This is a genomic window from Corynebacterium sp. KPL2850, from assembly GCF_040225855.1.
Lineage (GTDB): Bacteria > Actinomycetota > Actinomycetes > Mycobacteriales > Mycobacteriaceae > Corynebacterium.
Window position 1 is genome coordinate 1 of sequence record NZ_JBEHFV010000008.1, and the last position, 18,529, is coordinate 18,529.

General features: G+C 59.9%; 20 protein-coding genes, 3 tRNA genes and 1 pseudogene. 9 read left to right on the forward strand and 15 right to left on the reverse strand.

Going from position 1 to position 18,529, the window contains the following annotated elements:
• Positions 1 to 95: 95 nt before the first annotated feature.
• Positions 96 to 947, forward strand: a pseudogene (locus tag ABRP93_RS03990) (IS30 family transposase); the annotation flags it as partial.
• Between the two features lie 90 nt (positions 948 to 1,037).
• On the opposite strand, the gene ABRP93_RS03995 reads toward ABRP93_RS03990, so the two are convergent.
• The 4 genes from ABRP93_RS03995 to ABRP93_RS04010 all read right to left on the reverse strand — a co-directional run bounded on the left by ABRP93_RS03995 (position 1,038) and on the right by ABRP93_RS04010 (position 2,409).
• Positions 1,038 to 1,125 (reverse strand) — tRNA-Ser (locus ABRP93_RS03995).
• Between the two features lie 93 nt (positions 1,126 to 1,218).
• Positions 1,219 to 1,419 carry a CsbD family protein gene (locus tag ABRP93_RS04000; protein ID WP_005276418.1) on the reverse strand — a complete coding sequence of 67 codons (201 nt, stop codon included), beginning with the start codon at positions 1,417 to 1,419 and terminating at the stop codon, positions 1,219 to 1,221.
• 47 nt (positions 1,420 to 1,466) lie between these two features.
• On the reverse strand, positions 1,467 to 1,943 hold the full coding sequence (locus tag ABRP93_RS04005; protein WP_255342566.1) for a nucleoside deaminase: 477 nt from the start codon (positions 1,941 to 1,943) through the stop codon (positions 1,467 to 1,469).
• Entirely contained in the window at positions 1,930 to 2,409 is a 480-nt protein-coding gene (locus ABRP93_RS04010; protein ID WP_023024959.1) for a tRNA adenosine deaminase-associated protein, read from the reverse strand. The genes ABRP93_RS04005 and ABRP93_RS04010 overlap by 14 nt, the downstream gene beginning before the upstream one ends.
• 39 nt (positions 2,410 to 2,448) lie before the next feature.
• Between ABRP93_RS04010 and ABRP93_RS04015 the strand changes: the two genes are divergently transcribed.
• The gene (locus tag ABRP93_RS04015; RefSeq protein WP_023024957.1) at positions 2,449 to 3,477 is read left to right on the forward strand and encodes a prephenate dehydrogenase; all 1,029 of its coding nucleotides are present in this window, start codon (positions 2,449 to 2,451) and stop codon (positions 3,475 to 3,477) included.
• On the opposite strand, the gene ABRP93_RS04020 is transcribed toward ABRP93_RS04015, so the two are convergent.
• The 8 genes from ABRP93_RS04020 to ABRP93_RS04055 form a co-directional block, all read right to left on the reverse strand.
• Positions 3,474 to 4,679 carry a trypsin-like serine protease gene (locus ABRP93_RS04020; RefSeq protein WP_349886991.1) on the reverse strand — a complete coding sequence of 402 codons (1,206 nt, stop codon included), beginning with the start codon at positions 4,677 to 4,679 and terminating at the stop codon, positions 3,474 to 3,476. The two genes, ABRP93_RS04015 and ABRP93_RS04020, sit on opposite strands and share 4 nt — an antisense overlap.
• Before the next feature lies 1 nt (position 4,680).
• Positions 4,681 to 5,610 carry a DUF418 domain-containing protein gene (locus ABRP93_RS04025; protein WP_349886992.1) on the reverse strand — a complete coding sequence of 310 codons (930 nt, stop codon included), beginning with the start codon at positions 5,608 to 5,610 and terminating at the stop codon, positions 4,681 to 4,683.
• 1,449 nt (positions 5,611 to 7,059) lie between these two features.
• Positions 7,060 to 7,132: transfer RNA gene (locus tag ABRP93_RS04030), tRNA-Arg, on the reverse strand.
• 167 nt (positions 7,133 to 7,299) lie between these two features.
• Positions 7,300 to 8,367 (reverse strand): GTP-binding protein, encoded by a 1,068-nt coding sequence (locus ABRP93_RS04035; RefSeq protein ID WP_349886994.1) that lies wholly within the window; start codon positions 8,365 to 8,367, stop codon positions 7,300 to 7,302.
• Between the two features lie 51 nt (positions 8,368 to 8,418).
• The gene (locus ABRP93_RS04040) at positions 8,419 to 9,993 is read right to left on the reverse strand and encodes an SLC13 family permease (RefSeq protein WP_349868702.1); all 1,575 of its coding nucleotides are present in this window, start codon (positions 9,991 to 9,993) and stop codon (positions 8,419 to 8,421) included.
• Between the two features lie 284 nt (positions 9,994 to 10,277).
• Positions 10,278 to 11,642, reverse strand: coding sequence for a magnesium transporter (gene mgtE, locus ABRP93_RS04045; RefSeq protein ID WP_034657872.1), 1,365 nt, complete (start codon positions 11,640 to 11,642; stop codon positions 10,278 to 10,280).
• Positions 11,643 to 11,768: 126 nt separating this feature from the next.
• Positions 11,769 to 12,092, reverse strand: coding sequence for a DUF202 domain-containing protein (locus ABRP93_RS04050; RefSeq protein WP_349886995.1), 324 nt, complete (start codon positions 12,090 to 12,092; stop codon positions 11,769 to 11,771).
• On the reverse strand, positions 12,085 to 12,447 hold the full coding sequence (locus ABRP93_RS04055) for a YidH family protein (RefSeq protein WP_005276372.1): 363 nt from the start codon (positions 12,445 to 12,447) through the stop codon (positions 12,085 to 12,087). The genes ABRP93_RS04050 and ABRP93_RS04055 overlap by 8 nt, the downstream gene beginning before the upstream one ends.
• Before the next feature lie 91 nt (positions 12,448 to 12,538).
• Here ABRP93_RS04055 and ABRP93_RS04060 point away from each other — a divergent pair, with 91 nt between their 5' ends.
• The gene (locus ABRP93_RS04060; protein WP_034659491.1) at positions 12,539 to 12,916 is read left to right on the forward strand and encodes an NUDIX hydrolase; all 378 of its coding nucleotides are present in this window, start codon (positions 12,539 to 12,541) and stop codon (positions 12,914 to 12,916) included.
• Between the two features lie 127 nt (positions 12,917 to 13,043).
• Here the strand turns inward: ABRP93_RS04060 and ABRP93_RS04065 are convergent, their stop codons facing one another.
• Positions 13,044 to 13,232, reverse strand: coding sequence for a hypothetical protein (locus tag ABRP93_RS04065; protein WP_349886997.1), 189 nt, complete (start codon positions 13,230 to 13,232; stop codon positions 13,044 to 13,046).
• A gap of 230 nt (positions 13,233 to 13,462) precedes the next feature.
• Positions 13,463 to 13,551: transfer RNA gene (locus tag ABRP93_RS04070), tRNA-Ser, on the reverse strand.
• Between the two features lie 120 nt (positions 13,552 to 13,671).
• Between ABRP93_RS04070 and hisC the strand changes: the two genes are divergently transcribed.
• Entirely contained in the window at positions 13,672 to 14,724 is a 1,053-nt protein-coding gene (gene hisC / locus ABRP93_RS04075; protein WP_349886998.1) for a histidinol-phosphate transaminase, read from the forward strand.
• Positions 14,725 to 15,117: a phage holin family protein gene (locus ABRP93_RS04080; protein ID WP_239269640.1), complete on the forward strand. Its 393-nt coding sequence runs from the start codon at positions 14,725 to 14,727 to the stop codon at positions 15,115 to 15,117.
• Positions 15,118 to 15,126: 9 nt separating this feature from the next.
• Here the strand turns inward: ABRP93_RS04080 and ABRP93_RS04085 are convergent, their stop codons facing one another.
• Complete coding sequence (locus tag ABRP93_RS04085; protein WP_023016533.1) at positions 15,127 to 15,387, reverse strand: MoaD/ThiS family protein; 261 nt, start codon at positions 15,385 to 15,387, stop codon at positions 15,127 to 15,129.
• Between the two features lie 58 nt (positions 15,388 to 15,445).
• On the opposite strand from ABRP93_RS04085, the gene ABRP93_RS04090 reads away from it, so the two are divergent.
• The 4 genes from ABRP93_RS04090 to ABRP93_RS04105 are packed head-to-tail and all read left to right on the forward strand — an operon-like array spanning position 15,446 to position 18,513.
• Entirely contained in the window at positions 15,446 to 16,582 is a 1,137-nt protein-coding gene (locus tag ABRP93_RS04090) for a molybdopterin molybdotransferase MoeA (protein WP_349886999.1), read from the forward strand.
• Positions 16,579 to 17,058, forward strand: a complete 480-nt coding sequence (locus ABRP93_RS04095; protein WP_349887000.1) for a MogA/MoaB family molybdenum cofactor biosynthesis protein — start codon at positions 16,579 to 16,581, stop codon at positions 17,056 to 17,058. The genes ABRP93_RS04090 and ABRP93_RS04095 overlap by 4 nt, the downstream gene beginning before the upstream one ends.
• The gene (locus ABRP93_RS04100) at positions 17,048 to 17,509 is read left to right on the forward strand and encodes a molybdenum cofactor biosynthesis protein MoaE (protein WP_349887001.1); all 462 of its coding nucleotides are present in this window, start codon (positions 17,048 to 17,050) and stop codon (positions 17,507 to 17,509) included. Before ABRP93_RS04095 ends, ABRP93_RS04100 begins: the two co-directional genes overlap by 11 nt.
• A complete protein-coding gene (locus ABRP93_RS04105) occupies positions 17,506 to 18,513 on the forward strand; it encodes a ThiF family adenylyltransferase (RefSeq protein WP_349887002.1) in 1,008 nt (335 codons plus the stop codon). Before ABRP93_RS04100 ends, ABRP93_RS04105 begins: the two co-directional genes overlap by 4 nt.
• The last annotated feature ends 16 nt before the right edge of the window (positions 18,514 to 18,529 follow it).

Here is an 18,529-nt window from a genome sequence, read left to right on the forward strand (position 1 = left end):
TGGCCGTAGCCTTTCCCGCCCGCTTCGACAAATACCTATAAACCTAGCCCCACACACAAACAACTTGACACGCTCCTGAAGGCCCGTATCGTGCAGAAACCGCCCAGTTAAAGGCTTGTGCGCGTAGACTGCGGCCGAAAATACCGAAACTGCTAGCCAACAAAAGGCTATGGGACTATGTATGCGCACAATTGCGGGCACAATGGTCACCGGAGGAGATTTCCAATCGCCTGCCCATCGACTACCCCACAGATAAGGACATGCGCATTAGTCACGAAACGATTTATGACGCCTTTTATCTACAGTCCAAAGGACGACTCAAAGACCTTGGCCTGGACTTGCCTACCGGCAGAAAGAAACGCAAGAAACGCCACACACGCACCACCACACCGGCCCAGCAACGCTTCGTTGATGACATGATCCTCATCGACGACCGGCCAGAAGAGGTTACTGAACGTATTTTGCCAGGCCACTGGGAAGGCGACCTCATCCTTGGTAAAAATAACCAATCCGCGGTAATCACATTAGTAGAACGCGTCAGCCGATTTGTTGTTCTTGGCCACCTGCCAGGCAGGCACACCAGCAAAGAAGTATTCACAGCCCTGCACAAGGCTGTCGCTGGAATCGATAAAGCACTCTGGTCATCAATTACCTGGGACCAAGGAAGCGAAATGGCAGGCCATAAAGCCTTTACCATGGCCACTGACATTCCCATCTACTTCTGCCATCCAGGATCACCGTGGGAACGCGGCAGCAACGAAAACACCAACGGTAAGCTCAGGAGAAACCTTCCCAAAAACAGCGACCTGTCCATCTACAGCGCCGAGGACCTGGAGATGATCGCCAACATTCACAACCACAAACCACGCAAAGCACTCAACTGGCGCACCCCAGCCGAAGTCATGACCAACGCCCTGACACAAACCGGTAGTATCACACCAAAATAACCATCATCGTTGCAACGACCCCCTAGAATCCAAGCCACCGGAGAAAACAAAAATAGGCCCCGACCTGTATTAACAGGTCGGGGCGTTGCGCGGTGGCGGCGGGATTTGAACCCGCGGTTGGGGGTTACCCAACAATCGCTTTCGAGGCGATCACCTTCGGCCGCTCGGACACGCCACCGCGTTCCAGATTACGGGAGGACCCCCGATGCAACAAAATCGCCGCGCCAGCACTAAGCCAGCGCAGCGATTTCGCTATGAAAGGACTATAAAATTAGTCCTTCTTCAGGCCACCGATGATGTCGTTGGCCTTGTCCTTGATGCTGTCAGCAGCATCGGACAGCTTGTCCTTAGCCTCGGAAGCGACCTGGTCGGCCTTGCCCTCGTTGGCTACGTCTTCGTTACCGGTTGCCTCGCCGAAAGCTTCCTTTGCCTTGCCTGCGAGGTCGTCCTTCTTGTTTTCCAAATCGCCCATTTTCTCTCTCCTTAAATGAGTCGCTTACAGTGTGCCAGCCACTATACTCACTTTTCGCGGAGTGTGGCGAAGAATTTTTCTAGCAACGCCACGCAGTCCTTTTCCAAAACGCCACCGCGGACCTGAGGGGTAAAGGGTGCGGTGGGGGCACGCAGGACATCGATAAGCGAGCCGCACGCACCCGTCTTCGGCTCAAAGGCGCCAAAAACCAGCGAGCTCACCCGGGCGGATTGCAGGGCGCCGGCACACATGGCGCAGGGCTCCAAGGTGACCACGAGCTCGCAGCCGGTCAAGCGCCAGCCATCGCCATGGATGCGCACCGCCTGGCGGATCGCCTCGACCTCGGCGTGGGCGGTGGGATCGCGCAATTGCTCGCGGCGGTTGACGCCGGTGGCGAGCTCGCGGCCGGCGGCATCATAAAGCACCGCCCCAACCGGCACATCCCCGGCGGGGGTCTGGCGCGCCACCGCGAGGGCGCGCCGCATCCGTTCCTGCGCGCGCTGCAGGGGCTTAGGCGTTATCAATGACGTCTTCTAGCTCATCCCCAAAGCCCAGGTCGCCGGCGATGCGCAGGAGCATGTCGGAGGGCCAATCGTCCTCATCGTCGATGATGTAGCCCACCTGGTCCTCGGATAGGCCCAGGTCAGCGAAGATATCGAAATCGCCCTCACCGTAGGGGTCAGCCTCTTCCGGGTCCACGTCTGGAATCTCGTAGTCATTGAGCTCCATGAAGTCCGCGGCAAAGTCATCGTCAACGCCGTAGGTGGCGTCTGAAATTAGCATTTTCACCCCACCGGGCACGGGCCGCACGGCAATGAAGTAGGCGTCTTCGACGCAGAGAAGGGCGAAAGCTGCGCCTTCGGAGCGCAGGGAGCGCACTGCGGTGATGGAGGTTTGCGGATCCTCAAAGTCATCATCGAAGCTGCGCACGACCCATTGTCCCTCGTTGCGGGCGACGGTAACCGCGAAAGAGTAATTTTCGTTGCTCATACCTCGTGAGATTAGTCGTGTTGTGCCACAATTGTCACCGTGAGTTCTCAAGATGTTCAACGCCCCATCTGCATTATCGGCCTCGGCCTCATCGGCGGTTCCCTGCTGCGCGATCTCGCCGGCTATAACCACGACGTATTCGGATACAACCACTCGACGTCCGCCGCCCGCACCGCAGTCAAGCAGGGCTTTGACGTCAATGATGACTTGCCGGCGGTGCTTAACCGCGCCGAGATTGAAGAGGCGCTCATTGTGATCGCCGTTCCCATGACCGCGGTGGGCAGCGTCTTGGATGCCATTCAGGAACACGCCCCTAGCTGCGGCATTACGGACGTGGTCTCCGTAAAGACTCCCGTGCGCCAGCAGGTCTGTGACCGCGGCATGGAGGATCGCTACGTGGGCGGGCACCCCATGGCGGGTACCTCGAAATCTGGGTGGGATCACTCCCAAACGGGGCTTTTCCGCCGCGCAGCGTGGGGCATTACCTACGATTACGCCGCCGAGTATGAGGCGCGCGGGGAAAAGATTCCCAAGAAATGGATTGAGACTTTTACGGACGTCGTGCGCATGACCCAGATGGTGCATGCAGAGGCCGTGCCCATCCGCGTGGCCAACCACGATGCGGCGGTCGCTCGCATTTCCCACCTGCCGCATATCTTTGCGGAGACCCTCGCCACGGTGGGCGATAATGGCGGCATCTTGGCGCAGTCCCTGTCTGCCGGTTCCTTCAAGGATGCGACCCGGGTGGCAGGCACTCGCCCGGATCTCGTGCGGCAGATGTGCGAGACTAATGCCCCGGCTCTGGTGGAGGCCTTGGATGAGGCGCTGGAGCTGCTTCACGATGCCCGGGAGAAGCTCGCCGCCCCCGAGCCTTCCATCGCCGAGCTTGCCGATGCCGGCTACCGCGCCCGCACCCGCATCGAGGCCAGGTCGGGCGCGCGCAAGGAATCGGTCTCCCCGGTCAAGATTTCTTCCCGCCCGGTGCTGCGCCTGCACCCCGGCGGCCCGAAGTGGGTGGCGCAGCTGCGCCAGACCGAATCCTTGGGCGGGCGCATCGAGATTTTTTAACGGCGCGACGTGCGGGCGGCACCGTTGCCAGCACCGGTAGCGAAGGTGCGCGCAGCCGCCGCGGCACCGATAAGGCCAATGGCCGCTACCGTGAAGTAGATCCACGGGCGGTCACCGCTGGTCTGCGGCGTTGCCTGCGGGGTAGGCGTGGTCTCCGCGGTCAAGATGGCGTCCTTATCCTTGCCGCTAATCACGCCGTCTACCCAGTCCTTGGTGCCGGCGAGCGTGGTGATAGCCGCGCTTGGGGAGGGCAAATCCGGGTCCGCATTGGACGTACCCGCGGTAGCTAGGCCCGCAAGCTTTCCGCCCACGAAGAACGGTCCGCCGGAATCGCCGCCCTGCATGCCGGCATTACCGGTGGAGTGGACATCGAGGATCGGGCTGCTGATCATCGGGGCCATGCCGCCTTGGCCAGGCTGCATTACTTCCCCACCGTTGCCGTCAGGCTTAACAATCTGCGGCTGCTCAGCGCCCGGCTTGGTGGCACCGGGCGAGACCACCTTGGGCTTATCCGATCCCGAACCAGATCCCGGCATCTTGAGGCCGGGCATGGCCTCTTCGGCTGGCACGGATTCGTAGCCTTCAGGGACCTTCATGTCTGCATCCGGCTTGGAGCCGCCCGGCATCTTGAGGCCGGGCATGGCTTCCTCAGCGGGCACGGACTCGTAGCCTTCCGGGGCCTCCTTGTCGGCGCCTGGCTTCTGTGCGGCGTCATCGCCTGGGCCGCCGCCCAGGATTTCGGAGACCTTCATCTCTGCCATCGGCAGCTGCCCCTTGCGCGCCATGGAGGAGCTGCTGCTCCAGCCGTACAGGGTGCCAAGGTCGCCGGTCTCTGGAATATCGGTGGAGATCTTGGCCGGCTCGATATCGGTGACGGGCTCGGTGAGGTGGAGGAGTCCGGCATCGGAAAGCGGGGACAGCGCCCACGAATCCGCGTCATAGACCTTGCCTCCCAGGCGGGCCTGGGTGCCTTCATTATTGACGGACTGCAGGCAGTGGCGGGCGGTAAGCACCCACTGCTTATCCACCAGCGTGCCGGTGCAGTCGCCGAAGTTGCCTATCCGGCCCATCTTGAGCGCGGCGACGGTCTGGGACTCGGCGTTATCGGGGGCGGGTTCGCCGTGCTCAAGGGCGCTGGCGGGGGCCGCCAACATCCCGATGATGCCGGCGGTGGTCAAAGCGGTAGCAATTTTACGCGACATGTTAGTCCTTCTTTCCAGCAGGAACGGCGAGTTTAACGGCGGTGGAGACAGCCTTTTCGAGGGGACCTTGGCCCAGGAATTTCCGCCAGATGGTGGCGAGCACGAGGAATAGGCCAATAAATGCCCACGCCCACGCGGTGTTGTGCAGTGAGATGTGGCTTTGCCAGTAATAAGCGGAGAGCACGTGCAAGACATAAACGGTCAGGGACATCGTGCCCATTGCGGCCAAGGGGTAGACGAGCTTGGGTACCGCGCTGCCGATGAGCAGGCACAGGTGCAGCACTACGGCAGCCACTGCAACGGCGAGCAGGATTTCGCCCGCGACACCGGTGTGACCGGTAAAGCGCAGCCAGCCGGGAATATCCGGCTCGAAGCGGAAGTAGGTGCCAACCGCGGCAATCACCGCGCTGACCGCGGTAACAATCCATTGCAGCGTCGTGCGGAAGCTACCTGGGCGGATGTAGACCTCAAAGAGCAGCATGCCGGCGATGAAATACGCGATCCAGGCCAGCAGCGGATAGACCTGCGGCAGGGTAAACGGCGCGTAGTGCACGGTTGAGGCGATGGCGGCGACGAAGAACAGGGCCAGCTTCCACCACACGTTCAGCGGCGGTACCCAGGAGACCACCATCATGGTGATACCCATGGCAACTAGCACGACCTGAATCTGCCCGCCGACCGGAAGCAGTGCCAGTCCGATAAGCGTAATGATGGCGCCACGGGAAATCAGGCGCAGCAGCGTCTGTACGGAATAGTTCTTGCCAATGAGCATCATCGTCACGCCGGCGACAATGGCAAATAGGGCGGCCGGAAGGCCCGACAATATGACCTTGGTGCTCCATACCAACGAGGCCATGTGCAAAATAATCATGCCGATAATGGCAAATGAACGAGCCAAATCCAGCCCGACGATGCGCGATGATGTACTCACCTAGCACTCTCCTTCACGATGTGATGGGACGCAGCGGTCTCTACTACGGCCCATGTTTATAACGACTCCCTTTTTCTACAACGAAAGCCTGGGAGGTTGCTGTATCAACACTTTACATGTCCTGTACCTTATAAATGCCATTATTGGCCTAGTCAATCCCACGACCCCACTTCCCGCGAACCGCACACGATCGCAGCCAATTTCCCGGCCGCAACACACTCCGGAGGGCCCGCCGCAGCGCGCATCACTGCCAACTACGCGCAATTAATTCACCCCAGAAACCCGCACCTACCTGCTATTTTGCTATAAATAATCGATTGCCCCCTCCATACCTTTATTCTGATAGTTTCTTTTCTGTCAGGATGCTTCCTGGTACCTATGAAAAGCGCTCAAACTGTCTGGCAAATGAACACGAAGTTGAGCCACCCTTCGTTTCTCCCTCCTAAATCAACCGAGGTTCCATCCATTAGTGTGGAGTATCTGTAACCCGTGGTAGGGCCTGACCCCCAGAAAGTGGAGACACCACGCTACCGGACGCAACCTACTGGGAGAGGAGCTTGAGGTTTGGAAGATAAAGACCGCGAAAACCGGGCCCCAATAAACAACCGAGCCGAAAAGCCACTAACCGGATTGCTCTCCCTTACGGAGGTAATTGGCCCTGCGCCAGACTGCGTAAGTTCCCGCAAAGAAAATAACCGCAAAAACTCCGGCAACCCTAAAATAAAATAAGCCGTTTTCTAACCTGCGGAAGATATCTGACGATGAGGTGGAATCCGTCTCAGCCAAGGTCTTAGCAACATATATCGCATTCAACCCGCCGATAGCATAACCGAGACAGAGCAACAGTGATACACAAATCGTAATCTTTAGCAGAACCTCTAAGGATGAATTACGTGACACTGTTCTCCTTTATATTCTCCCATTACAAATAGACGTGCGCATTCGGCATTTCCCTTAACGTCAAAATTTTGAAATCCGTCATCGTGCGCATGACCGAAGGGGCAATCATTGTGAGTTTTACCTTGCGCGTCACATGGATCCCGTTTTCGTCCCTGTTTTGGCAGTTCCCACCAAAGACAGTTTTGGACCCTTCTTGTACCCCTATACTGTTTCCGCTTGAGCCATTCCGGGACAAGGCAGGAAGTAGCAGCAGAGAAGACAGAAGAGAAGCGGCAGTATATAAAGTTTTGTCCACAACTACCCTTTCTGTACGCGATGACTTACTTAAAGTAACATAAATTGACTTTCGTGGTAATGATTGTCATTATCTAGGTTCTGGCGCACATTACGTTATTAGCAGTTCAGGTCTAAGCTCGGATAATGGACACATCGAAGCTCGGGCCTTTTGCCGCTTAGGCTACACGCCTCGCCCACCCCCGAAAATAAACCTGGAAATAAAAAATCTCGAGGCACCGCCTTGGGAACGATGTCTCGAGATTCGAAATTTTGTGCGCCCGGAGGGATTCGAACCCCCAACCTTCTGATCCGTAGTCAGATGCTCTATCCGTTGAGCTACGGGCGCAGTCCGTTGTGAAGCAGTGCGTATGCTCTGCTGTGCAACGAGGATTTACTATACCCACGGACCTGGAAACTAACAAATCGCCTGTACAGAGCCGTGTTCGGCGGGATAGCCAGAGGAGTATTGTTCACCCGCCGTTCACGCTTTAGCTCGGTGTGGAGGGCGGGTGACTATACGAGGGCGGAGGCTTCGGCATCGGAAAGCAGGGCGTCTTGAAAGGCCTGCAGGGTGGATTCGTGATCGAAGTCGACACCGATGAGCACGAGCTCCGTGCCGGGGGTTACGCCATTGGCGGCCCACAAAGAGGCGGGCATAATCTGCAGGTTTGGCCCGGCCTGCTGCCAGGCGTGGGCCACGCGCAGGTCGGTATCGATCCAGCAATATCCCTTGGACCGCACGAGGCCCGTGCTTGCCCGGAGGGCGGCGATGAGGCGCTCGCGATTAAACGGGCGATCGGCGCGAAAGACGACTGAGGAGATGCCGTATTCCTCGGTTTCTGGAGTGTGTGGGTTCGCAAGCTCCTCGGCGTAGCCGTGATAGGCGGCTGCGGTTGCGGTATTGAACAAATGCGCATCGAGAACCAGCCCTGGCTCGATCACCCCGTGGGTTACCGGAACCACGCGAGCCCGGGGATTCATGGCGCGGACTGCGGCGATGACGCGCTCGGTTTCGGCAGCATCGACAAGATCGGTCTTGGTAATGAGGATAAGGTCGGCGAATTCGACTTGGTCCACTAAGAGATCGGAAATGGTGCGGTCATCTTGGGGCGTAGCCTCGATGTTCTCGGAGACGAGGCTGCGGCCGCGACGCAATTGGTTTAAGAAGGTAGAGGCATCGACGAGGGAGACCATGGTGTCGATGGGGGCGGCATCGGCAAGCGTGGTGCCATCGGCAAATTCCCACTCAAAGGTGGCAGCCACGGGCATGGGCTCGGAAATGCCGGTGGATTCGATGACAATCTGATCAAAGCGGCCGGAGCGCGCCAGCTTGCCCACGGACTCGATGAGGTCTTCGCGCAGGGTGCAGCAAATGCAGCCATTCGACAGTTCCACGAAGCGATCCTCGCCGCGCTCGAGGTGGCCTTCGCCGGCGACTAGAGCGGCATCGATATTGACCTCAGAAAAGTCGTTGACAATGACCGCCAGCTTGCGCCCCTCCCGGTTCGCGAGCAGGTGGTTAAGTAGCGTGGTTTTTCCGCTGCCTAAAAATCCGGACAGCACGGTAACAGGTGTAGCCATCCTTTAATGGTAACGTTTTTCATTAAAGGATGGCTATTTGGGTCTTAACGCCTAGACCGTCAACCCGAAGATAGGCACCGCCAGCAGGAAGACGGTAAGGGTGATGAGGAAGATACCGATGACGTTGAGGCCAACGCCACCCTTGATCATCTCGCCAATCTTGACGTAACCGGAACCATAAGCAATGGCGTTCGGCGGGGTTGCCACCGGCAGCATGAAGGCACAGGTTGCGGCCAAGGCGACCGGGATGGTGAGCAGCAGGACGTTCATATCGCCTTCGGCGGTCAGGCCCACGCCCACGGCGACGCCGCCCATGATGGGGATGAAGGTCGCCGCGGTGGCGGTATTGGAGGTGATCTCCGTCAGGAAGAGGACCAAGGCGGCCACGGCTGCGACGATGAGCACGATTGGCAGGGAGCTGAGCCCCTTGGCCATCTCACCAATCCACAGGGACAAACCGGAAGAGTTGAATACCGAGGACAGGGAGAGACCACCGCCGAAGAGGAGGAGGACGTCCCACGGCATTTCGTTGGCCGTCTTCCAATCCAGCAGGCGGATGCGGCGTTCCGAATCAGCCGGCAGGATGAACAGGAGGATACCTGCGGCGATGCCGACGATGGCATCGTCATAGTTATCAAAATCGCTAAGGACGATGGGCAGGGATACCCAGGCCAGGGCGGCCAGGACGAAGATGATGCCGGTCATGATCTGCGGGCGGGTCCACGGGCCCAGGGCCTTGATTTCGTCGTTGATGAGCTCACGGCCGCCGGGGATTTCGGTCATTTCCGGCTTGAAGATGGTAATCAACAGCACCCATGCGATGAGCAGGAAGACAAGCGCCAGCGGCACGCCGACCGCCATCCAGCGACCAAAGCCGAGGGTAACTCCCCAGGTATCGGCCATATACGCATTCAAGAAGGCATTCGGCGGGGTACCGATGAGCGTACCCAACGAACCGATGGAGGCGGAGTAGGCGATACCCAGCATGAGGGCGGTGGCGAATTTCTTCTGCTTGTCCCAACCGCCAACGGTCTCTGCGGTAAGCGCCAGCACGGACGTACCGATCGGCAGCATGACGACGGCCGTTGCGGTATTCGATACCCACATGGACAAAAAGCCGGTGGCCAGCATGAAGCCCAAAATGAGGCGGCGCGGCGAGGTGCCGATGAGCTTTACCACATAAAGCGCAAGGCGACGGTGCAGGTTCCAGCGCTGCAGCGAGAGCGCGATAAGGAAGCCACCCATGAACAAGAAAATGGTGGCAGAGGCATACGGTGCGCCGACTTCCTTAATGGTTCCCACGCTAGCGAGCGGGAAGATGACCAACGGAATCAGCGCGGTGGCCGCTAGCGGGATGGCTTCAGTCATCCACCACACGCCCATGAGGATGGTCACCGCCGCAACGGTACGGATGGCGCTTAGCGTGTAATCGGCTTCCTCATCCACGCCGGTGGACTGCTGGACAGTTTCGATGGCATTCGAGGGGAAGATGAAAAATACGAGGATGGCCAGGGCTAGGCCGATGAAAAGGCCAATGAACTGGCGGCGCCATTCATTGCGTGGGGCACCGGGATCCTCAGCGCCCTCTGATTGGGCGGTAGATTCGTGAGTATGCGGGGTGGTCATGCCGCGAACTCCTTCGCTAGAGAGACTTTTAGCAGGGCGGGGGTGTGAAAGCTCTGTCAATTACCAGCAATCGAGCCGGATCCTTGGTGCATCCCGAACATCATTCAGTCCGTGCAGAGCATGCTAAGACCCTACAAAACATTTGCACCAGAAACCACAAACTTTACGGAATTCACCCCCACCGCTTTTAAAATTCACACACCGCCGCTACTCACAATGTGAAATTTTCCCCACCGGTTCGCTACCCCCCACCCGGAGCGACGGGCCCCGCGTGCCAGGGACGTTTACAGACCCAGCACCGACTTGGCGATGAGGAAATAAATAATCAGACCCGTGGCATCGCAGAACGTGGAGATAAACGGATTGGAAAATACGGCAGGGTCCGCACCAATGGTCTTTGCAACAATGGGCATCAGCCCGCCCACCGTGGCGGAGATGGAACAGATTAAAAACAACGTCGAGCCAATGACTAAGCCAATATCCACGCCGTAGACCACCGTTGCCAGGCCTAGTCCCGCCAAGCCCAATACTGCACCAAGCAGCATGCCCACGCGGAGCTCGCGCCAGAGGACGGCGAGGAGGTCGCGCCCGCGGACATCGCCAAGCGCCAGCGCACGGGTAACCGTCGTTGCCGCCTGGTTTCCCGTATTGCCGCCGGTACCGGTCAGCAGCGGGATAAACAGGGATAGCACCACGGCCTGCGCCAAGGTGTCCTCAAAGGCGTCCAGGACCCGCACGGTCAACAGCGCGGACACCGCCAGCACCAGCAGCCACACGATGCGGGACTTCACCAGTTTCAATAGCGGCGTGGACAGGTACGGCTGTTGCAGGGCCTCGGTACCACCGGCGCGCGCGGAGTCCTCGCTATCCTCTGCCTCAACGATGTCAATGGCATCATCCCAGGTCAAAAGCCCTACCAGGCGGTCCGAATCATCCACGATGGGCAATGCCAAAATATCGAGCGGCAGGAACCACCTGGCGGTTTCTTCCGCATCATCATTGGCATTGGCATAGATGGGGCTTTGCATGATGTCCCCAATCGTGGTGCCCTCCTCCGCGGTAAAAATCTCCCGCAGCGTCACCACGCCCACCAAGCGGCGGTCCGCGCGGGTAATGGGAACCGCATAGATGGTTTCCAGCTCATCGGCCTTCGCGCGCAGGGTCCGCAGCGCTTCCTCCACGCTCATTTCAGGATGGATGCCGGGGACCTCGGGCGACATGCGGCGGCCCACAGAGCCCTTGGTATAGCCCAGGACAACCCCGGTGACATCCCGCTTCGATTTGGTAAGCGAGCGCAACAGCCGGTCCGCGATTTCTGCCGGCAACTCATCCAAAAGGGCCACGCGGTCTTCCGGCTCGAGTTCATCGAAAAACTCATAAACATCAGCATTGCCTAGCTCATCGATGATATCGGCCTGGTGCTTGGCGTCTAGGGCATCAAATACGACGATGGATTTACGCCGCGGCAACAAGCGCAGGGCCAGCGCGGCCCGGATGGCATTTTGCCGCTCGACGATGGCGATGAGCTCCTGCAGCGGCACCTCATCAAGTAGTGCCTGCAGGCGGGGCGCCTTTTGTGGGTCAATGGCAGAATCCTGCTTCAACCATGCCTCGACCGTATCGCTGGCCTGCTCAGTAGTATCCGCCATCGCCGTCACCTTGCCCTTCTCGCCTCTCATACCGCGGCGCCGGTGGCCACCGTAATTGATATAGCCTCACATAGATTACGCGTATCCCCCACCAGCACACAGTGCTGCGGCGGAAAATTTTGCCCCTTAGGCAAAAACACCCCACAAGGCAAAGGCCGCGAGCAGGGAGACTAGCCCCGCACCACCGGCCAGGACGGCGGCGCCGGGGAGGTGGCGGTGGGTGCGTAGGGAGGCATCGACAAGCGATGCCCGCTTCCGCACCGCCACTATTAGCACCAGCACTCCCGCCGCGAGCCCCAGCAACGGGAGAAACACGCTGACGCTGACCACCCGCATGACCCCCAGGAGTATCACCGCCAGCGCGAGGATGGTGCGCTGCCACGATAGGCGGGTGCGCTCGGGCTGCAAGCCGGGGTCAAAGAGCTCCCCAGGTGGCTGCGGGCTAGGCAAGCAACTCGCCTACCAGCAACACAGCCGCGATAACGACGATGGTGCCTACCAGCACCGGGATGGCGATGCTAAAGGGCAACGGGCGCTGTTGCCGCAAGGCGCGCTCGGCCCGCTTCCATTGCACCCACGCGACTACCGGCAGCACAATCGCCACCACCAGCATGAATGCGGAGACCACCGCGCGCAGCGTCGCCGGCAGCGGCACATCGAAAGCTTCCAAGGCCACTCCCCCGGCAATCAGCGCGAGCGAGGTGCGAATCCAAGCGAGGAAGGTGCGCTCATTCGCCAGCGTAAAGCGCGGATCAGGATCGCTTCCTACCCCAAATACCGAGCGGGGAAACCTCGAATCGCTCATGTCTTCCTACCTTATATTCAATGCACATTCTTGGCGCGATAAGCCCGCGCCCCTACCCGCCGGCCCCGGCCGCCTCGTTATGATCGGGGCCATGATTGAAGTCGCAGCCATCGTTTTCCGCAATTCCTTTGGCCACGTGCTTGGCGTACGCAAGGCCTCATCCACAAAGTTCCAGCTGCCTGGCGGCAAACTAGAAGAAGGCGAAAGCCCTGTCCAGGCCGCTGCGCGCGAGGTGGAAGAAGAAATCGGCGTGCAGGTACGCCTACCTGAACTTACCGAGCTCGGCACCTTCACTGCACCCGCCGCCAACGAACCGGGCCAGACCGTCCGCGGGCATATCTTTACCTACCCGCGCCCCGTCATCGCCCACGCCGCAGCCGAAATCGCCGAAACCGCCTGGATCGATCCCGCCGACCCGCAGTGCGAGCTGGCCGATCTCCTGCGCAACGAGGTTTTTCCGGCGCTTTAAAGTGGTCAAGCCCGCGCATCGACAAAGGGCGCCACGCCTACACCCCGCCACCTGAGCCAGGGCAGAATCGTGAACCAGCGATGACGTAACAGTCACCCCCTGGGGCCAACGGGGTGCGGTGTACTACTTATTTCGACTGATGCCCTGCATACTCCGCCCCCATACGCACTCCCACAGAAGCAGCAGTCAGAACAACAATGAAGATGGTCACTAAGCCGATGCCTATTACATCGGTCAGCCACAAAACAAGTACCACTAAATAGGCAACTGCTAAAGCGAGCAAAACTCCGTTTTTTATCTTCTGCGCTTTATCCATAGCTCCATTATTCACGATAAAAATTCACCTCATTTGGAGTTTCTCCTTTTTTGAAGAAACCTCCTTGAGTTCCAAAAGTGCCCGCGGAGAATACTCGTATCCCGCGTGCAGAATAAGGGCCTGGATTTTGCTTGGTGGCCACCACATTTTGTCGTCTAACCCGCCGTTTAGGCCTGTCGTTTAAGCCGAGAATACGACGAAATCCCGAGCGCATTCGCCCGGGATTTGTGTGGCGGAGATGAGAGGATTCGAACCTCCGGACCCCAGAAGGGTCAACTCCTTAGCAGGGAGCCCCATTCGGCCGCTCTGGCACATCTCCAAGTTCAGAAAGAACCGTAAAAGACAATACCTGCCGCATGCTCCACGGCCAAACTAACCCCCTGGTTTTGTCCCCGGTTTTCTTCCACGCGCGCAGGAGAGACGACCTAGAGTGGTAGCCATGATTCGCTCCGACTTACGCGCCATCCCCGGCTACGTGCCCGGCGCGCGCCACGATGATGCCCTCAAGTTGTCTTCTAATGAGGCAACGCAACCACCGCTGCCTGAGGCAGCCGAGGCTATGGCCCGCGCCGCTGCCGAGGCCAATCGCTATCCGGATATCGCGGCCACCGAGTTGCGTGAGGATCTGGCCGAGCACTTAGGCGTGAGCTTTGACCAGGTTGCGGTGGGCACGGGTTCTTCCGCGCTGTGCCAGCAATTGGTACAGATCACCACCACGCCCGGTGAGGAAGTGATCTTCCCGTGGCGTTCCTTCGAGGCTTATCCCATCTTTGCCCAGGTGGTGGGTGCACGCCCCATTCCGGTTCCGCTCGATGCGGACCAGCGCGTGGATTTGGCCGCGATGGCGGAGAAGATTACCGCGGATACGCGCCTAATTTTCGTCTGTAATCCGAATAATCCTTCCGGCACCACCGTGACTAAGGCGGAGTTCGCCGAATTTATGGACGCGGTGCCAAGCGATGTCCTCGTTGCCCTCGATGAGGCCTATATCGAATACAACCGGAATGCCGATACCCCGCTGGGCACCGAGCTTTTTGGTTCCTATCCCAATGTGGTTTTCCTACGGACCTTCTCCAAGGCCTATGGTTTGGCCGGCGTGCGCGTGGGCTATGCCTATGGTCCAGAATACGTCATCGCGGCGCTGAATAAGGTAGCGATTCCGTTTTCCATCAACGCCGTGGCCCAGGCCGGTGCCCGCGCCGCGCTAGCAGCGCAGGATTCGCTGCGCGAGCGCACCGAAGAGACCTGTGACCAGCGCCAACGGGTGGAAAAGGAACTGGCAGAATGGGGCGTTCCCCACTCGGAAGCCAACCACGTATGGCTGCCGGCGGCGAATATTGAAAGGCTAGGAACGCCGCAGGAATTAGCCGCACGCCTAGCCACACGCGGCGTGCTCGTTCGCGCCTTTAGCGAAGGCATACGCATTACTATTACAACCGAGGAAGAAACTAACGCCCTGCTGCAGGCGTGGAACGATACCGTAGGAGGCTAAATGCGTTCGTTGACCAATTTTGCCCTCAATGTAGTCGCCATCGCGATTGCGCTCTGGGTCGTAGTGGGCATTATCCCCGGGATTTATATCACCCCGGATAAGCTGGGCAATTTCATTGCTGTGGCCATTGTTTTCATCATCATTAATGCGGTGGTCATGCCCGTGCTGCGTTTTATCGGCGCCCCGCTGACCTGCCTTACCCTAGGGCTATTCGCGCTCGTCATCAACGGCGCCGCCCTGCTGATCGTGGAGTGGACGCTCAATACCTTTGACTTAGGAATTGGCCACCTTGTGGTCAATTCCTGGGGCTCTGCAATCTTCGGCGCCATCGTCTTGTCCTTAGTCAGCAGCTTGGTCAATTTCTTTACCAGCCCGCTGCGCGAGCCGGTCTAAAGGAACGGGTTATCCCCCGGCGAAGGGCGGCAGCACGTCAACGCGGGTCACGCCCATGAGCGGCGAGTCCGCCTGAGTGTTGCCGGCGCCATCGATAAGAAAGTTGCAGCGCCCCAGCACCTCTTTCATGCTCATACCGGCCTCCGTAGTGCCGGTGTGGTCCTTGCCCAGCTGCTCTATGAGCTGGCCTAAGGTGGTGGGCGCTTTTACCTGCTCCGAAGCTACGCCAGCCGCGGCACGAGCGGCGGCGAAATAGTGAACGGTCAACATGCTTCCTACTATGCCCGCAGGCTTCGAACGTGTCGAACTCGCGGGTAAACTTGACGCCATGCGCACTCCCGAAACCCACGCGCACGAGGTCGCGGCTGCCCTCGGCCCGCGCGAAGTCATATCCCGGTCCTTGGGCCAGGCACAGGAGATGGTCCTTGCCTCCGATGTCTATACCACCTTCCCCTCGCCGCGCTTTAGCAATTCCCAAATGGATGGCTACGCGCTGCCTGCTACCGAAGCCGGTGCGTATGAGGTGGGCCCCACCATCGCCGCAGGCGCGGATCCCGCCGAGCTGCTGGATGGCCCTTTGCGCGCCGCCAGCCCCATCATGACCGGAGCCAAGGTTCCGGAGGGCACGGCAGCCATCGTGCCGATTGAAAAGTGCCAGCCGCAGGAGTTCCTCCAGCCGGGCGAGACCATTACAGTTCCGGCCACTGAAAATGGCCAATTCATCCGCGGGACGGGCACGGACCTCGAGCAGGGCGCTCTCCTGGCCGCCAAGGGCGATAAGCTCACCCCGGTGCGCTTGGCCGCGCTGGCCTCCCAGGGCATCGAGGAGGTCACCGTTTACCGCCCCGCCCGCATCCTCGTGTGCACCGGCGGCGCGGAAATTGGTACGGGTATAGCTGCTATTCCCGATGCCAATGCACCGCTCATCTCTGCTATGGCCCACCGCGCCGGCATTGAGGTCGCCGGTTATGTCACCACCGATGATGATCCGGAGGTGCTCACCCGCGCGCTGGAGGAGGCCACTAAGCTCCACCGCCCCGATGCCATCGTCACCTCCGGCGGTATTTCTGCGGGCAAATACGAGGTCATCCGGCAGGTGCTCACCGGCTGGTTTGGCCACGTGGATCAGCAGCCCGGCGGGCCGCAGGGCATCGCCAGTTTCCATGGCACCCCGGTCATCTGCTTGCCCGGCAATCCGATTTCCACCATGGTGAGCTTCCGCCTCTTTGTCGCCCCCACCCTGGGCTGGGCACCCGCGGCATATCGCGTACCAATCGCGCACGCCATCGAGGGGCTGCCCCACAAGGATCAATTCCGCCGCGGGTACGCCGATGCGCAAGCCCACGTTACTGGCGGTGCTAGCTCTCACCTGCTGGCCCAAGCCGCCAATGCCACCCACCTCATCCGCATTCCTGCCGGTAAGAGCCTCAATGCAGGAGAAGAAGTAAAGGTCTATCCCCTATGAGTTCTGCTCGCACCGCCATTGTTTTAGTCGCCTCCACCCGCGCCGCCGCCGGGGTCTACGAGGATCGTTCGGGCCCCATCGCGGTAGATTTCTTGCGCCGCAAGGGCTTCGACTGCCCCAATGCCCGCGTGGTTCCTGATGCCGATATCGCCGCAGCGGTGAACCAGGCCTTCGCCGAAAAGCCTTCGGTCATCCTCACCTCCGGCGGGACCGGCCTGACTCCAGACGATCTCACCGTCGATGCCGTACAGCCCCATCTCACGCGGGAGCTTCCCGGCATCGCCATGGCCTTTTGGAATAAAGGCTTGGAGACTATCCCCACCGCAGTGGCATCGCGCGCGGTCGCAGGCGTCAATGACACCACCTTTGCCATGACCCTGCCCGGTTCTACCGGCGGGGTCAAAGATGGTTGCGCCGTGCTAGAGGATTTAATCGTCCACATCGTCGATATGTTAGAAGGAAAACATGAGCACTGATCCTTCTTATGTCGCCGCGCAGACTGGGCTCACTGTCGGCGCCATGCTGACCGAGCAGCCCCTCGAGTCCCTCCTTGCCGCCGCCAAAGCAGAGGTCACCACCTCAGCCATGGGCGCGGTGGTCACGTTCGAGGGCATCGTGCGCGATCACGATGGCGGCCGGCCCGATGTCACTCAGCTGTCTTACTCCGCACACCCTAGCGCCCCAGAAAAGCTGCGCGAGATTGTCGATGAAGTAGCAGGCCAGCACCCCGTGCGCTTGTGGTCGGCCCACCGCACCGGCGATCTACAGGTGGGCGATCTGGCCTTTACCGTCGTCGCCGCCTCTGCCCACCGCGGCGATGCCTTCCGCGCCGCGGAGTCCTGTGCCGATCGAGTCAAGGCCGAGGTGCCCATTTGGAAGGAACAAAGCCACGGCGATGGCTCCATCAACTGGGTGGGCCTCGAATGAGCACACGCTATGCCCGCCAGGAGGCCCTGTGGGGTGATAAGGGCCAGCAGAAATTGGCTGACTCCCACGTCGCGGTCATCGGCGCGGGCGGGCTTGGCTCACCGGCGCTGCTCTACCTGGCAGGAGCCGGGGTGGGCCGCATCTCGCTTTTCGATGACGACCTCGTCTCCCCCTCCAACCTCCACCGGCAGGTCATTCACACCACCGCCTCCATTGGCACCGCAAAGACCGAATCGGCCGCAGCAGCGGTGCGGGCTCTCAACCCTGAGGTGGAGCTCATCTGCCACGGCCGCCTGGAATCCGCAACCGCCCTCGATCAGCTGCGCGGCTGCGACGTGATCCTCGATGGGACGGATAACTTCGACGCCCGCTACCTGTGCTCGTGGGCCGCCCATAGCCTGGGCATTCCACACATTTGGGCCTCTATCCTGGGCTTTGATGCGCAGATGAGCGTCTTTTGGTCCGGCAAGGGCCCTGTGTACGAGGATGTCTTCCCCACCGCCCCTGCCCCAGGCGAGGTTCCCTCGTGCTCCCAAGCCGGCGTTCTGGGCCCCATCGTCGGCACGGTGGGTTCTGCGATGGCCTTGGAGGCTTTGAAGATCATTACCGGCGTCGGCACCCCGCTCATTGGCATGCTCGGTTACTTTGAGGCGCTATCTGGGACCTGGGAGTATATCCCCATCCGCCCTACCGGCGCGCAGCCTACTCAGCCAGCCGATGCCCCCGAGGTCCGCGAGATCCCCGCGCACGCCCCGCTTATCGATGTCCGCACCGACGCCGAGCGCGCCCGCGCCACCATCCCCGATTCAACGCATCTGCCCCTCGACCGCATCCTCGCCGGCGAAAACCCGGACATCGGCCAGGGCGATGCCGCTGTTATCTACTGCGCTAGCGGCATCCGCTCCGCGCAAGCCGTCCACGCATTGCGCGGCCGCGGCTACGAGCACGTTGTTTCACTGCGCGGCGGCATTAACGCGTGGTTGGAACAGCACGATTTGTCCTAGCCTCGCCAAACAGTGT

Excerpts from the sequence above, each read along its gene's own strand:
- ABRP93_RS04090 (WP_349886999.1), top strand. The coding sequence starts at position 15,446 with ATGCGCACTCCCGAAACCCACGCGCACGAGGTCGCGGCTGCCCTCGGC.
- ABRP93_RS04080 (WP_239269640.1), top strand. The coding sequence starts at position 14,725 with ATGCGTTCGTTGACCAATTTTGCCCTCAATGTAGTCGCCATCGCGATT.
- ABRP93_RS04100 (WP_349887001.1), top strand. The coding sequence starts at position 17,048 with ATGAGCACTGATCCTTCTTATGTCGCCGCGCAGACTGGGCTCACTGTC.
- hisC (WP_349886998.1), top strand. The coding sequence starts at position 13,672 with ATGATTCGCTCCGACTTACGCGCCATCCCCGGCTACGTGCCCGGCGCG.
- ABRP93_RS04040 (WP_349868702.1), bottom strand. The coding sequence starts at position 9,993 with ATGACCACCCCGCATACTCACGAATCTACCGCCCAATCAGAGGGCGCT.
- mgtE (WP_034657872.1), bottom strand. The coding sequence starts at position 11,642 with ATGGCGGATACTACTGAGCAGGCCAGCGATACGGTCGAGGCATGGTTG.
- ABRP93_RS04035 (WP_349886994.1), bottom strand. The coding sequence starts at position 8,367 with ATGGCTACACCTGTTACCGTGCTGTCCGGATTTTTAGGCAGCGGAAAA.
- ABRP93_RS04055 (WP_005276372.1), bottom strand. The coding sequence starts at position 12,447 with ATGAGCGATTCGAGGTTTCCCCGCTCGGTATTTGGGGTAGGAAGCGAT.
- ABRP93_RS04095 (WP_349887000.1), top strand. The coding sequence starts at position 16,579 with ATGAGTTCTGCTCGCACCGCCATTGTTTTAGTCGCCTCCACCCGCGCC.
- ABRP93_RS04000 (WP_005276418.1), bottom strand. The coding sequence starts at position 1,419 with ATGGGCGATTTGGAAAACAAGAAGGACGACCTCGCAGGCAAGGCAAAG.
- ABRP93_RS04065 (WP_349886997.1), bottom strand. The coding sequence starts at position 13,232 with ATGGATAAAGCGCAGAAGATAAAAAACGGAGTTTTGCTCGCTTTAGCA.
- ABRP93_RS04020 (WP_349886991.1), bottom strand. The coding sequence starts at position 4,679 with ATGTCGCGTAAAATTGCTACCGCTTTGACCACCGCCGGCATCATCGGG.
- ABRP93_RS04085 (WP_023016533.1), bottom strand. The coding sequence starts at position 15,387 with ATGTTGACCGTTCACTATTTCGCCGCCGCTCGTGCCGCGGCTGGCGTA.
- ABRP93_RS04060 (WP_034659491.1), top strand. The coding sequence starts at position 12,539 with ATGATTGAAGTCGCAGCCATCGTTTTCCGCAATTCCTTTGGCCACGTG.
- ABRP93_RS04010 (WP_023024959.1), bottom strand. The coding sequence starts at position 2,409 with ATGAGCAACGAAAATTACTCTTTCGCGGTTACCGTCGCCCGCAACGAG.
- ABRP93_RS04105 (WP_349887002.1), top strand. The coding sequence starts at position 17,506 with ATGAGCACACGCTATGCCCGCCAGGAGGCCCTGTGGGGTGATAAGGGC.